Below are 14296 nucleotides of genomic sequence, written 5' to 3' on the forward strand. Positions count from 1 at the left end.
ATAAGCCCTCGCTTTATGAGGGCTTATTTCATATTTACTTTCCAAATCTTTTACGGTAGCCACATTTTCTACATAACTCTTCGACTGCAACTCTTTTCGAAAATCCATCGACAATGTTTGTTGCTCTTTCGCCTTCTATAATGTTAGAGAATGAATCATTATTAATATTTCCAAGGTTAATAATCCCTTCACCATCTAAACAACAAGGAATAACCGTTCCGTTCGCTAAAATACCAGCTTGATTTCGAAGACCATGACAGAATCCTTTTCCATCATCCTCTTCTTCATGCAATGCTGGCCACTGGAATTCATAGTCTTGATTAATAAAGACGCGTTCCGCAATTTTTATACCTTTTCCTGGTGTAAGCTTCTCTTCAATTTGATAAGATAGATCAAACTCATTTTCAATGATGGATAATAACTCTCTATTTTTTTGGATTTCAGCATTCGTTTTATTATCCTGCGTTAAATTCCATAATCTTAGTGAAACAATTAAATCTGATTGACTTGTTGCCTCTCTAATGAAGGAAAGTATACTTCTTACATAGCCCTCTTTATCTTGTGAACCTGGGTGTCCATCAAAACTATGCAGTGAAAAATTCATTTGTCTTAAAGCAGGCTTATTTAACAGTCTATGCCTTCTCTTATTAATTAACGTTCCGTTCGTTGTAATATTAACTTTAAACCCTTTTTCATGGCTTAAATCTAACAATTGATCTATTTTCGGATGAAGCAATGGCTCACCCTTCACGTGCAAATAAATGTAGTCTGTGTGAGGTTTAATTTGGTCTAATCTTTTCGCAAAATCCTCCACAGAAATGAATTGCTTCTGCCTTTCCGTCGGCGGACAAAAGCTGCACGCAAGATTACATACACTCGTAATCTCCAAGTAAAACTTTTTAAACTTCTTCACCTTTAATTCCTCACTTCTATGACTACTTGTACTTTTTCCTCTTCATATTACATCACACTTTTTTAGAAATAGAAACATACTTATTAAATATAAATTTAAACTGACCATTTTTCAGTTTTACTATACTTAAAAAGTAAGCAATCACACACGAATAATCCGTTTATATAATTAAATTAATTTTTAAATTTTTTTAATTATAATTAAATATTGTATATTTTTACTTTTCTGTTAAAATAAGGTTAAGAGGGCTGAAAAATAAAAACGAATGAGGTGTTTTTTAGTGTTTAAAAAAGTATTTTCATCTTTTATAGCAATCACTTTATTAGTATCAACCGCATTTTCTCTCCAAGCATCCGCAGAAGAATCTATCAACAATGACAATAACCTTACATACGAACAGCAACAAGAAGTGGATAAATTGGCTATTGAAGTAGAAAAAGATCTTAGATTTTACTTTGAAGAGGTAGGGGAATTGACAGAGAGTGGCTATAAAATTACCAATCCAGCACTTTTACAAGAAAAAATCTCTGCCAATGATCAAACAGCAATTAATATCGCTGAAATAATTGGATATAGTGAATACAATAAGTACGATAAGGAAATCCAAAGGAGCGCTGCATCTTTTGGAAAATGTATAGCAAATAAATTTATTAATAGTTATGGTAATATCGCCAGACAATTTTTATCAGGAGCCATTTTTACTTACATTAAGAGTAAACAATATGATTTGGCTGCAAAATTAATCGCAAACACTTTAATTAGAGCAGGCTTCAAGGTTAATGCTGCTGGTATAGCAGTTGAAGCCGCTGCATATGGATGGCAATGCCGAAACGAATGGTAATTAATAACACCCTCTAATATTATTTCTACTATTTTCTCAGAAATAAAAATTAAAATACTATTCTATTTTTAACATACTAACAAATACATCTGATGCAGAAAGTACCTTTTACTTATTAGGATTGTTCTAACAAGTGAAGGGTACTTTTTTAATACATTTACTTAAAATAACAAAATACACGTAGTTCATAATTAAAAATTTAAAGCAAAATTAAAAGGCATGATCCCAATACTACCGGATTCATGCCACAGAAGCTCCCTAACCTATAATTACATAGTTCATTTAACTTTTTAAGTTTACTTCAATGTAAAGAATTCCTTTATTATTTTATTTAAAAGATACCTTTATAAAAGTAAGTACTACATTTTATTTTTAAAGATCTTATTAAGTTTTTTTTGATAATAAATTTGATAATTCTTTTCACCAAATTTATCCGCTTTAAATTTACCTATAGTTTCCCTTACTTTTAAATCATGAGCTATAAGATATACTTTTTTTTCATCTCTATAGAACTCTTTAAACCACTCATATTTCTTTAATTCATTTATATTTTTAATTATTTCATCTTCGCTAGGTTTAAAAAAAGGGAGATATATTGAGAGATTCAGTATATCTAACAAAAACCACATATTAAATCAACTCCTTATATAGTCGAATTCCTATATGTTAAAATATTCTATAAAAAACAAAAAAAACCTGCTTAAATTCCCAATTTTTCATTCAATATTTTTAAGCATCTAATACGTCTTTAAAACATTGATTATTAATATATTTCCTTCCAATATACAAACTATTAAATTAAAACTAAAAAAGTTACAAAGGTAACCCTTATTCTTTAATTAACTATGTGCTTACTTATCATACGGTTCCCCCTGACATAGCTAAGTGTGGTTTAAGGGCAAGGAAAAATTAATCTCCAATCTAAATCCAGATTGTTAAATATCCCTTCAGAATCATTTTAAGAAAGCCCTGCATTAAAATAATCTTTAACCATTACCTCTGTTATGGTGTAATAAATACTGGCTAGAAATGGCTGTCTTCTCTTAATATATTCTATCCGATACCAATTTTCTTTATTATTCCTAATTACCAATTCAATTTACTCTTTCCCAGATTTAAATAATTATTTTTATTAATAAACTATATTAATTTACTAAAAAAATATATCCTCTTGAACTGCAATTATATGTCCTTAAAAAATTCAACCTATAAACTTCTAATGTCTAACTACTAACATTACACAAGTATATTCACCACATAATTTACCATAATAAACAAAATAAAACAGCCTTACTTCAAATTAGTAAGACTGTTAATTCTTTTAATACTCATTATTTAATAATGAATGATTAGTTGACTAAATCCACACTTACTTATGATACGGTTCCCCACGATTAATCCGAAATGCTCTATACACTTGCTCAAGCAATACTAATCTCATTAATTGGTGTGGTAATGTCATTTTTGAAAAAGAAAGAGATTCATTTGAACGCTTCATTACTTCTGAACTTAATCCAAGCGATCCACCAATTACGAATGCAACTTTACTCTTTCCATATGTAGCAAGACGATCTAAACTTACCGCAAATTCTTCTGATGATTTTTGCTTACCTTCTATCGCTAATGCAATCACGTGCGTATCATCAGAAATTTTATCCAGTATACGTATACCTTCTTTTTCTTTTACAATTAACATTTCTGCTTCACTTAAATTTTCTGGTGCCTTTTCATCTGGCAATTCAATTACTTCTACTTTTGCGTATGCAGATAATCTTTTTAAGTATTCTGCTATACCTTGTTTTAAATATTTTTCTTTTAATTTCCCAATTGAAATAATCGAGATATTCACACTTATTCCCCACCTTACAAACATGTTATCCACACAACTTATCCACATATCCACAATTGTTACCCACATATTGTGTGAGAATCTGTGTTCGATACAACATATGTCGCCTCATTTTGACAAAATTCACATGTTTTTTTCTCTTTTTCTGAGTTATCCACACTGTTAATAACTGGCGCAACTTCACACTCATCCACAATAATATCTAAAGCTAATTCAACATGTTCTAAACAACAAGGTAAATTCATATTCTTCACCTCACTTTTCTACAATAGAAAACAGGAGGTAGGCCCTCCTGTTTTTAATACTTTTGAATGCCTAGTTTAACCGTTGTTGTTGCTCGTTTTGTACCACGATAAAACGTAAGAGTCATTTTATCATTAATTTTTTTATCATATAAGGCCGTACGGAATCCGATAATATCGCGAACCGGTTTTCCATCTACTGCTACAATGACATCGTGTTCTCGTAAACCAGCATCTGCACCTGGTGAAGGACTTTTCACATCTAAAATGCAAACTCCCTCTGTTACATTGCCTGGTAAATGCAACGTTTTTGACCAATAGTAGTTTGGAATCTCATTTAATGATCTAAGTTCAATTCCAACATACGGTCTTCTTACTTTTCCATACTTCTCTAATTCATTCATAATTGGAACGGCTCTAGTAACAGGAATAGCTAGTCCAATTCCTTCTACTTCTTTTGCAGCAATTTTCATTGAGTTAATACCAATTAATTGACCAGCTGCGTTTACAAGCGCCCCACCACTATTACCCGGATTAATTGCTGCGTCTGTTTGCAATACTTCTACTTGCCAATCATAATGTCCATCTTGATCTAAATCTACAGGGACAATACGCTCATTAGCCGAGATAATACCTTGTGTGACGGTTCCAGAAAATTGTAGCCCGAGTGGGTTTCCAATCGCAATGACTGGTTCTCCTCTACGAACAGTATTAGAATCGCCAATCTCAATTACTTTTTTCACATGCTTTGCATCTATCTCTAGTACAGCCAAATCTGTGACTACATCGGTTCCTAATACCTTTCCAGGAACCTTCTTACCATCACTTAAACTTACTTCAATACGATTTGCTCCAGCAACAACATGATTATTCGTTACAATATAAGCTTGACCATCTGTCTTCTTATAAATTACACCTGATCCCGTACCTGCTTCTGAATCTGCCTCTGAAAAATTATCTCGTTGGATATTAATAACGCCAACAACAGCTTCAGACGCACGATCAACAGCATCCACAAAGCTAATCTGTTTAATGCCTTGAGCTTCCGCCATATTACTTCCACTTGCTTCAGCTTGCGGAAACGCGTCCGTATCATTTGAAAATAAGGGAGCTCCAAATGCAAATAACGAGGCTCCTACAATTGTTCCTGCTATACTAGAAATAACAATACCTTTATGCTTCTTTTTCCTTGCACGTTTCATACGATAATTTTCTCCATCAATAAAGGACATATTTGTTCACCTATCTTCCTGAAAACAACTATATTCACCTTTATTGTTTACTAAAATGGAGAATTATACGTATTGAATTTTTGTAGGCATTTTTGGATCCGTATCGTGGATTTCAAAGGCTTCTCCCACTCCAAATCCCTTTTCCTCTAATACTTGTGATACTGACATTCGCGCCAATTCTTTCATGTTATTATCTAAACTTAAATGGGCTAAATAAATATGCTTTGTCTCATCTGTAATTACATCTGCCATCGCTAATGCAGCATCTTCATTACAAACGTGCCCTACGTCACTTAAAATACGTCGCTTAATACTCCATGGATAACGTCCCATACGAAGCATTTCCACGTCATGATTACTTTCAAACACGAAAGCATTCGCCCCCTTAATCACACCTTTCATACGGTCACTTACGTATCCCGTATCTGTAATAAGGGCTAACTTTCTATTATTATTATGAAAGGCATAGAACATCGGCTCTGCCGCATCATGAGAAACCCCAAATGACTCGACCTCAATATCACCGAATGTTTTCACATCCCCAACTGAGAAAATGAACTTTTGCTCAGTTGGAATATTTCCTATTAAGTGTTCCATTGCATTCCATGTTTTCTCATTTGCATAAACAGGTAAATCATATTTACGTGCCAATACACCTAATCCTTTAATATGATCACTATGTTCATGCGTTACAAGAATACCTGATACATCATTTATATTTAGTTCTGCCTGTTTAAATAAAGCCTCTGTTGCTTTACCACTTAAACCTGCATCGACGAGTAATTTTTTTTCATCTGTTCCTACATATAGCATATTCCCTGTACTTCCACTTGCAAGTACGCTAAAATGCAACCCCATTCTTTCTCACTCCAGTATGTTCATCAACCACTTGATTTTCCCTTTCACCTAATTCCATAACTTGTCCTTCAATTGCATTTACAAAGAAGTCCTGCTTCTGCTCCGTTTTTAAATTCCATGTTGGAGCCAGTACTTGGTTATTAGAAGTAGATGCGGTAAGGGTGGCATAACCAATTTGTGCTTCTTTTACATGTGTATTTCCATGAACTTTATTTTTTAAATACAGGTTTTCTAAAGCCGTTTGGGCAGTAATAATTTCTTGCTGTTTCGTTTTTTCACTTTCGCCCATTTCTTTTAAATCAGTTAGCATCGTCTGCGTGTAAGACACAAGTTCATTTTTTTCATTTAATTCCACGACAATCATTGCCTGTTCGTTATAGAAAATAGGCTTATCTTTATATTTTTGGAAGAAGTAAATTTTAGAGTCTTTCATCGCCCCAAACTCATACTTTTGTCCATCCAATACATAGTTCTTCAAAAAATCATTATACTTATCTTTGGATAATGATTTTGTATTTAAAAAGGGCTCTTTTAGCTTACTTTCTATCTTGTACATATTTTGTATATGCGCTGTTTGATTTTTTAAAGACTGTACATCTTCTTCTTTAAATGCCTTGTTTTCTGCTCTAATAAATGACTCTTTTTTCGGTTCTTTAGGGAAATTACCCATAGTAATTTTGTTTGCTTTTAATTCTTGATCTATCTTTGTTTCTGCAATAAGCTCCAATTGATTACTATCTTGCTTTTGAATGAATTGAAAGATGAGAAAGAGGTCCAAAACAAAAAAGGTCACAATAAATATGGTTTTAATCCGATCCCAATCCATTTAGTCCTCCCTCACTCCACTCATATATTTTTTGTTTGCCAGCTTCATCTTCAACAAACTTTACATACCAAATTGGCTGTAGTCGAGCTACTTGTCCGTCTAGTGCTAATTTGTATCCAATACCAATGTCTTTAATGAAGCGCTTATCTACAGCGGGATTATTTTCTAAAGATGCTATCACAACGTGCCCTGATGGAAGAGTAACCTTCTGTTCTATACCTTTCGTATTTAAAGATAACAATGGTCTTTCATATTCCATTACTTCTTCTGATCCCCATACTTGCCTCAATTCAGCTAATCCATCTGTATTGAATACGGAATATCCATCTTCATGTAAACGGAATACTGTTTGTCCTTTATTCATATAGTCCAAACGATATGAATCCAGGCTTCCACTATGACCATTTACAAAATCAAAGCTTTTTTGTAAAAGCATTAAATTATCTGTCGTTTTCTCACTTGAAACAGAAGAATTTTTATACTTTAGCATATGCTGATCGTTTTCAATCTCCATGGACCTAATACCATCTGTAAATATTTCTTTCGATTGCTCGATAATCGGACTTAAATAACGTGGATCACTAAAAAGAGCATTCTTAAATGTATCAACCGCTAAATTAGATGAAATATATGTTATATTACTTAATTCTGTCGTTCCATCTGGTAAAAATAGCTTTTTCATATCATTAATTTGATAGTCAAAATAAGGTTTCGCTGATACTATAAATTGATTTTGTGCATTTACAATATCTTTTAAATACACACCACTTAATTTTGCTTCATATATTCTAGAGTTATCACCATCAGAAACAAAATTAATTTTAATTTCCTGATCCCTACTTCTAGAAAGATCGAGAATAATTCGATTAAAGTGTTTCGGCTTATCTATACTTTTTTCTTTCATACTAAACATAGATTTAACTGCATCAAATGGGATGTTGGTAGGGAAAATAAGTTCAATTTTCCCTTCACCATGCACATAAGAAAGGAAGTCAGCCTTAGCAATCGATATCTCTTTGAAACCATGTAATTCCCCTGCTTCCAAAGGTCTATAGATTGATTCTATATCTCCCTCTCTTTTGCTCCCGTAATGATTTTTATCTTTATGCACGATGATAGAAGTAGGGCGGACAACATCAGCGATTTTAGTTTGTGTAGTTCCTTCATTCCCCTGCACAAATTTTGCGTTTTGCATAGACGTGGAATCTGGCACATACGTCCATAAGTTAAAAGTAAGAAATAGGCTAATTACAACTAAATTAATTAAAACTATTGTTTTAACATTTTCCATACTCATTCCCAATCGTCCTCTTCATCCGCTGCCATTGGCAAAGTGAAATAAATCGTTGTCCCTTTTCCTTCCTCACTCTTCGCCCAAATCGAGCCACCATGTGCCTCAATCATTTCTTTCGCAATTGCTAACCCAAGTCCTGTACCACCCATTTGTCTTGAACGCGCTTTATCTACGCGATAAAAACGTTCAAAGATTTTATCGACGTTTTCTTTCGGAATACCCATTCCTTGGTCACTTACACTAATCTCTAATAATTCCCCGCGATCACGTAAGCGATATGTTACTGTTCCACCCTCTGGTGAATACTTTAATGCATTCGAAATAATGTTATACAATACTTGCGTAATTTTATCCGTATCCATATCAATAAATCGAGATTTTTTAGAGAAAGATCGTTTGAAACTTACATTTTGCTCTTTAGACATTTCAAAACGATCAATAATGTTATTAAAGAAGTCAGTAAAGTCGACCCATTCTTTCATTAAACGATGTTCTGTACTATCAAGTTTAGATAGCTGTAATAACGCATTTACAAGTCTAATCATTCTTTCCGTTTCTTCTTGTGTAACTGTTAAAAATTGCGGTGCAATATTTGGATCTTGCCATGCACCGTCTGTAAGTGCCTCTAAATAACTGCGCATTGTCGTTAATGGCGTTCTTAGTTCATGAGAGACGTTTGCTACAAACTCACGGCGTTCTCTTTCTATGCGCTCCTGCTCAGTTACATCATATAATACAGCAATTAAACCATTTGCTTTCCCTGTCTCTTTTTGAATAACAGAGAAACTTGCGCGTAAAATATATGGCTCATTTCTCGTACTAAAATCTAATAACACAGAATCAGGCTCTTCGTATAAATGATCAAGCGTAAATTCTTCTTGTATCCCTAATACTTCCAAAACAGATTGATCGAGCGCCGTTTCGCGCGAAACATTTAGCATCTTTTCCGCAGGATCATTTAATAAAATAATGTCCCCTTTTCGGTCAGTAGCAATTACTCCATCTGTCATATGTGATAAAACGGATGACAATTTACGTCTTTCACTTTCCGTTGAAGAACGAGCTTGTTGTAATTTTTTTGATAAATTATTGAAAGATAATGCTAATTGTCCAATCTCATCATGGCTATGAACTTTTACTTTTCTTGAATAGTTTCCCTTTGCCATTTCAATTGCTTGTCTTCGCATATCTGAGATTGGTCTCGTAATCGTTTGAGCTAATAAAACTCCAAGTACAGCTGTTACGAGTAATGCAATAACGGTTCCAGTCGCAAAAATTTGATTAATATCCTTCATCTGTTTATAAACATCTTCCATAGATGCAACAATGTAAATAACACCAAGTGGATCTTTGCCGTTATCATCTAGAATCGGAGTAAGCATAACTTGTACACGATGACCTGTACGACCATCCTTCTCAATTTTCACTTCTGGCTTTTTTTGTACCAATACCCGCTGAACAGCTATATCAGTTGATGTTCTATTTACCTTATTTTGCTTTGCCTCATCTGAAATAGCGAGCAGTTTTCTATTCGAATCAAATACACTTACCTCTTGGATATCTTTCTTTCGATCAGAGGCAAATTTTCGAATAGAAGTTTTAATCGTTTCATCTGTGGACTCTGTCTCTGCTTTTGTATAACTTTTTTTAAACTCTTGTTTCAAGTTATACGATAATAAGTTCGTTTGCTGCGTTAAAGAATCTCTAAAGCCTTGTACAAGACTCTTTTCTAACTCTCTTACGAAATATACCCCAATAACTTGCATAGCTATCAATATTAATAGCATATATATGAGTACAAATTTTAAATGAATAGATTGAAAAAAACCGACTTTCTTCATATATTATTCCTGCTCTGGGTCACGCAAGTAATACCCTACCCCACGTCTAGTGACAATTAAAGTAGGATGACTTGGATTATCTTCAATTTTTTCACGTAAACGACGCACTGTTACATCCACTGTACGTACATCCCCAAAATAGTCATAACCCCAAACTGTTTGTAATAAATGTTCGCGTGTCATAACTTGTCCTAAATGTTTCGCTAAATAATGTAGTAACTCAAATTCACGATGTGTAAGTTCAATATTTTCTTCACGTTTTGTGACACTATACGCATTTGGATTGATAACAATTGGTCCAATAACCATTTCCGTATTTTCTTCTTTTTCTGCAGCACCGCCTTGTTGATGGCGACGTAAGTTAGCCTTCACGCGAGCAAGCAATTCCCTCGTACTAAATGGCTTCGTTACATAATCATCTGCCCCAAGCTCAAGCCCTAATACTTTATCAATTTCAGAATCCTTCGCCGTAAGCATAATAATCGGCATTTCTGAGCTTTTACGTATTTCACGGCAAACCTCTAAGCCATCCTTACCTGGTAACATAATATCTAATAAAACCATATCTGGCTGTTCTTCATTCGCTTTTTCAATCGCCTCATCACCATCATGCGCCATTACAATTTCAAAACCTTCTTTTTCTAGATTGAACTTCAAAATATCCGCAATCGGCTTTTCATCATCAACTACTAAAATTTTCTTTCCCATCATCGTCTATTTCCTCCTTATAAAAATATGGTCAATATCCCTAAACACATTGATGTCTACATAGTATGTCCCTATATGACCGCATCTTTTGCTTAAGTACTTTCTCCTCTATTCTCACAGACTCATGTATGATCCACTTTTACACGGAATCCTATACGATCTATAGAAAAACCTCTAGCTTCAACTGCTAGAGGCTCCTCATTCTATTTTAAAATAACTACTCAATTTTGTAAAATTACACAAATAAAAAGGATATTAAGTGGGCCCACTTAATATCCTGAGAGTGGCTCGGGACGGAATCGAACCGCCGACACGAGGATTTTCAGTCCTCTGCTCTACCGACTGAGCTACCGAGCCAAAACTATATATAAAACCACTAATGGTGGTATAAACAAAAGTGGCGGTCCCGACCGGGGTCGAACCGGCGATCTCCTGCGTGACAGGCAGGCATGTTAACCACTACACCACGGGACCAAAAATAAGCATAAAAAAACATGACCCGTACGGGATTCGAACCCGTGTTACCGCCGTGAAAGGGCGGTGTCTTAACCACTTGACCAACGGGCCACGAAAAATAAAATGGTGAGCCATGAAGGACTCGAACCTTCGACCCTCTGATTAAAAGTCAGATGCTCTACCAACTGAGCTAATGGCTCATACTCACCAACGTCATATTTTCGTGACGACAAGATGTATCATAACATGTTCTCTTTGTTTTTTGCAATACATTTTTTTATTTTTTTTATAAAAGATAAGAAAAAACTCATGCGGACATGAGTTTTTTCTTAAAAATATCAATTAAGCTTCGTATACGTTACGAACGATATTTGTTTGGTTACGATCTGGTCCAACTGAGAACATAGATAATTGAATTCCTGTTAACTCAGAAACACGTTCTACGTATTTTCGTGCATTTTCAGGAAGCTCATCTAATGATTTTACACCAGTAATATCTTCTGTCCAACCTGGAAGCTCTTCGTATACAGGCTCACATTTAGCTAAAATGTTTAAGTTTGCTGGAACTTCATCGATAACTTCGCCATTATATTTGTAAGCAACACAAATTTTAAGAGTTGGAATACCTGTTAGAACGTCGATAGAATTTAATGATAGATCTGTTAGACCACTAACACGACGTGCATGTCTTACAACAACGCTATCGAACCAACCTACGCGGCGTGGACGACCAGTTGTCGTTCCATACTCACGACCAACTTCACGAATTTGGTGACCAATTTCATCATTAAGCTCAGTAGGGAATGGACCATCACCTACGCGGCTTGTATATGCTTTACATACACCTACAACGCGTGTAACTTTCGCAGGACCAACTCCAGTTCCAACTGTTACACCACCAGCAATTGGGTTAGAAGATGTAACGAATGGGTACGTACCGTGATCAATATCAAGCATAACACCTTGTGCACCTTCAAATAATACACGGTGATTGTTATCTAATGCATCATTTAATACAACAGACGTATCACATACATATTGTGCGATTTGTTGTCCATACTCGAAGTACTCTTCAAAGATTTCTTCTACACTGAAACCTTCTGTATCGTACATTTTTTCAAATAAACGATTTTTTTGTGCTAAATTGCGCTCAAGCTTCTCTTTAAATGCTTCACGGTCTAAAAGATCAGCCATACGAATACCAATACGAGCAGCTTTATCCATATATGCAGGACCGATACCTTTTTTCGTTGTACCGATTTTGTCATCACCTTTACTTGCTTCTTCTAACTCATCTTGTTTTAAGTGATAAGGTAAAATAACGTGCGCACGGTTACTTACGCGTAAATTATCAGTACTTACACCACGATCGTGTAAGTATTTTAACTCTTCAAGTAATGCTTTCGGATCTACTACTAAGCCGTTTCCGATTACACAAATTTTTTCTTTATAGAAAATACCAGATGGAATTAAGTGTAATTTATATTTAACTCCGCCGAAAACAATTGTATGTCCTGCGTTATTTCCACCTTGATATCTTGCAACTACTTCCGCATGCTCAGAAAGAAAATCAGTGATTTTACCTTTTCCTTCGTCGCCCCATTGTGTTCCTACAACTACTACTGAAGACATTATTAAAGCACCTCCGCAATTTTCAAACGATCTATTCAAACAATATAATTGTACCAAAACCGAAAAAGAAGTCAACCAAAAAGCGAACATTTTTTTATTAAAAAACATTTTCGTTCGTAAGAATTATATTTTTACATTATGAAAGCCTTATCTTTCCTATAAAAAAAAAGAAACACATCTTATTATAAGAAATGCATTTCTTTTTTATACTATCTTTATGCAGGCGGCGCATGTCCATCCTCAAAGCGTCGTTCTAAGTTAACGAACTTATTGAACTCTTTAACGAATGCCAGCTCTACTGAGCCTACGGGACCGTTACGCTGCTTTGCAATAATAATTTCAATCGTATTTTTATTTTCCGTTTCTCGGTCATAGTAATCCTCACGGTATAAGAAGGCTACAATATCAGCATCCTGCTCGATACTCCCCGATTCACGAATATCAGACATCATCGGACGTTTATCTTGACGAGATTCTACACCACGAGATAACTGTGATAAGGCAATAACAGGCACTTGTAATTCACGCGCAATCCCTTTTAGTGTACGCGAAATCTCAGATACTTCCTGCTGACGGTTTTCTCCTGATTTCCCGCTTCCTTGAATAAGCTGTAAGTAGTCAATCAAAATCATACCAAGACCCTGTTCTTGTTTTAATCTACGACATTTTGCTCGAATCTCATTTACTTTAATCCCTGGCGTATCATCAATATAGATACCAGCATTAGAAAGGCTACCCATTGCCATCGTTAGCTTCGCCCAATCATCAGAAGTTAATGACCCGGTACGAAGCCTTTGCGCATCAATATTCCCTTCTGCACAAAGCATACGCATAACAAGCTGATCAGCACCCATCTCTAGACTGAAAATCGCTACATTTTCATCCGTTTTCGTCGCTACATTTTGTGCGATATTTAATGAAAATGCCGTTTTCCCTACCGATGGACGTGCCGCCACGATGATTAAATCATTTCGCTGGAACCCTGCCGTCATCTTATCTAATTCAGTAAACCCAGTTGGTATCCCAGTAACTTCACCTTTTTGATTATGCAAAAGTTCGATTTTATCGTAAGCATCTACAAGAACGTCTTTAATATTTTGGAATGCTTTCGCATTTGTTTGATGAGATACTTCTAATATTTTTTTCTCAGCCTCATTTAAAAGGCCATCCACATCATCTTCTCTCTCATACCCATCAGACACGATATGAGTCGCCGTTCGAATCAAACGACGTAACAGTGCTTTTTCAGCGATGATTCGTGCATAATACTCTACGTTAGCAGCAGTCGGAACAACTTCTGCTAATTCTGCTAAGTAAGAAACCCCACCAACTTCTTCTAGTAATCCTTGGTCGGCCATCGCCGACGTCATCATTACTAAGTCAATTGGCTCTCCCTTATCAGACAACCCAAGCATGACTTCAAAAATCTTTTGATGTTTCGTTCGATAAAATGAGTCAGGTACCAATAGTTCCGATGCTGACGTTAACGCATCCTGATCAATTAATATAGCACCTAAGACGGCCTGCTCAGCTTCTATATTATGCGGAGGGGTACGATCAGCCATTACATCACTCATGCGCAATCCTCCTTGCTTACCTTATTT

At 35.2% G+C, this 14296-nt stretch carries 13 protein-coding genes and 4 tRNA genes; 1 reads left to right on the top strand and 16 read right to left on the bottom strand.

Annotated elements, in window-relative coordinates; genetic code table 11:
* Positions 1-34: 34 nt before the first annotated feature.
* Positions 35-913, bottom strand: coding sequence for a radical SAM/SPASM domain-containing protein (locus ATN06_RS27630; protein ID WP_000713633.1), 879 nt, complete (start codon positions 911-913; stop codon positions 35-37).
* Positions 914-1193: 280 nt separating this feature from the next.
* Here ATN06_RS27630 and ATN06_RS27635 point away from each other — a divergent pair, with 280 nt between their 5' ends.
* Positions 1194-1754: a hypothetical protein gene (locus ATN06_RS27635; protein WP_088115963.1), complete on the top strand. Its 561-nt coding sequence runs from the start codon at positions 1194-1196 to the stop codon at positions 1752-1754.
* Between the two features lie 359 nt (positions 1755-2113).
* Here ATN06_RS27635 and ATN06_RS27640 read toward each other — a convergent pair whose 3' ends face one another.
* The 15 genes from ATN06_RS27640 to dnaB form a co-directional block, all read right to left on the bottom strand.
* On the bottom strand, positions 2114-2383 hold the full coding sequence (locus ATN06_RS27640) for a hypothetical protein (RefSeq protein ID WP_000264291.1): 270 nt from the start codon (positions 2381-2383) through the stop codon (positions 2114-2116).
* A gap of 740 nt (positions 2384-3123) precedes the next feature.
* A complete protein-coding gene (gene rlmH / locus ATN06_RS27645; protein ID WP_001027003.1) occupies positions 3124-3603 on the bottom strand; it encodes a 23S rRNA (pseudouridine(1915)-N(3))-methyltransferase RlmH in 480 nt (159 codons plus the stop codon).
* 59 nt (positions 3604-3662) lie between these two features.
* Positions 3663-3848, bottom strand: a complete 186-nt coding sequence (locus tag ATN06_RS27650; protein ID WP_001052833.1) for a CxxH/CxxC protein — start codon at positions 3846-3848, stop codon at positions 3663-3665.
* A gap of 53 nt (positions 3849-3901) precedes the next feature.
* Positions 3902-5077 carry a S1C family serine protease gene (locus ATN06_RS27655; RefSeq protein ID WP_029440306.1) on the bottom strand — a complete coding sequence of 392 codons (1176 nt, stop codon included), beginning with the start codon at positions 5075-5077 and terminating at the stop codon, positions 3902-3904.
* Positions 5078-5140: 63 nt separating this feature from the next.
* Complete coding sequence (locus tag ATN06_RS27660) at positions 5141-5935, bottom strand: MBL fold metallo-hydrolase (protein WP_000522836.1); 795 nt, start codon at positions 5933-5935, stop codon at positions 5141-5143.
* Positions 5919-6761 carry a two-component system regulatory protein YycI gene (locus tag ATN06_RS27665; RefSeq protein WP_060633058.1) on the bottom strand — a complete coding sequence of 281 codons (843 nt, stop codon included), beginning with the start codon at positions 6759-6761 and terminating at the stop codon, positions 5919-5921. Before ATN06_RS27665 ends, ATN06_RS27660 begins: the two co-directional genes overlap by 17 nt.
* Positions 6742-8058, bottom strand: a complete 1317-nt coding sequence (locus ATN06_RS27670) for a YycH family regulatory protein (RefSeq protein ID WP_060633059.1) — start codon at positions 8056-8058, stop codon at positions 6742-6744. Before ATN06_RS27670 ends, ATN06_RS27665 begins: the two co-directional genes overlap by 20 nt.
* Positions 8055-9896 (bottom strand): cell wall metabolism sensor histidine kinase WalK, encoded by a 1842-nt coding sequence (gene walK, locus ATN06_RS27675; RefSeq protein ID WP_060633060.1) that lies wholly within the window; start codon positions 9894-9896, stop codon positions 8055-8057. The genes ATN06_RS27670 and walK overlap by 4 nt, the downstream gene beginning before the upstream one ends.
* Before the next feature lie 3 nt (positions 9897-9899).
* A complete protein-coding gene (gene walR, locus ATN06_RS27680; RefSeq protein ID WP_000971865.1) occupies positions 9900-10607 on the bottom strand; it encodes a cell wall metabolism DNA-binding response regulator WalR in 708 nt (235 codons plus the stop codon).
* Positions 10608-10888: 281 nt separating this feature from the next.
* A tRNA-Phe gene (locus ATN06_RS27685) sits at positions 10889-10961 on the bottom strand.
* 41 nt (positions 10962-11002) lie between these two features.
* Positions 11003-11078, bottom strand: a tRNA-Asp gene (locus ATN06_RS27690).
* A 21-nt stretch (positions 11079-11099) separates the two neighbouring features.
* A tRNA-Glu gene (locus ATN06_RS27695) sits at positions 11100-11171 on the bottom strand.
* A gap of 13 nt (positions 11172-11184) precedes the next feature.
* A tRNA-Lys gene (locus ATN06_RS27700) sits at positions 11185-11260 on the bottom strand.
* Between the two features lie 142 nt (positions 11261-11402).
* A complete protein-coding gene (locus ATN06_RS27705) occupies positions 11403-12692 on the bottom strand; it encodes an adenylosuccinate synthase (RefSeq protein ID WP_060633061.1) in 1290 nt (429 codons plus the stop codon).
* A 215-nt stretch (positions 12693-12907) separates the two neighbouring features.
* The gene (gene dnaB, locus ATN06_RS27710; RefSeq protein ID WP_001286244.1) at positions 12908-14269 is read right to left on the bottom strand and encodes a replicative DNA helicase; all 1362 of its coding nucleotides are present in this window, start codon (positions 14267-14269) and stop codon (positions 12908-12910) included.
* Positions 14270-14296: the final 27 nt, after the last annotated feature.

It is taken from the genome of Bacillus thuringiensis (assembly GCF_001455345.1).
Lineage (GTDB): Bacteria > Bacillota > Bacilli > Bacillales > Bacillaceae_G > Bacillus_A > Bacillus_A thuringiensis_N.

Bases quoted from the DNA above. Each gene is read 5' to 3' on its own strand.
- ATN06_RS27640 (WP_000264291.1), bottom strand. From the start codon at position 2,383: ATGTGGTTTTTGTTAGATATACTGAATCTCTCAATATATCTCCCTTTT.
- ATN06_RS27650 (WP_001052833.1), bottom strand. From the start codon at position 3,848: ATGAATTTACCTTGTTGTTTAGAACATGTTGAATTAGCTTTAGATATT.
- ATN06_RS27655 (WP_029440306.1), bottom strand. From the start codon at position 5,077: ATGTCCTTTATTGATGGAGAAAATTATCGTATGAAACGTGCAAGGAAA.
- ATN06_RS27660 (WP_000522836.1), bottom strand. From the start codon at position 5,935: ATGGGGTTGCATTTTAGCGTACTTGCAAGTGGAAGTACAGGGAATATG.
- ATN06_RS27665 (WP_060633058.1), bottom strand. From the start codon at position 6,761: ATGGATTGGGATCGGATTAAAACCATATTTATTGTGACCTTTTTTGTT.
- ATN06_RS27670 (WP_060633059.1), bottom strand. From the start codon at position 8,058: ATGAGTATGGAAAATGTTAAAACAATAGTTTTAATTAATTTAGTTGTA.
- walK (WP_060633060.1), bottom strand. From the start codon at position 9,896: ATGAAGAAAGTCGGTTTTTTTCAATCTATTCATTTAAAATTTGTACTC.
- walR (WP_000971865.1), bottom strand. From the start codon at position 10,607: ATGATGGGAAAGAAAATTTTAGTAGTTGATGATGAAAAGCCGATTGCG.
- ATN06_RS27705 (WP_060633061.1), bottom strand. From the start codon at position 12,692: ATGTCTTCAGTAGTAGTTGTAGGAACACAATGGGGCGACGAAGGAAAA.
- dnaB (WP_001286244.1), bottom strand. From the start codon at position 14,269: ATGAGTGATGTAATGGCTGATCGTACCCCTCCGCATAATATAGAAGCT.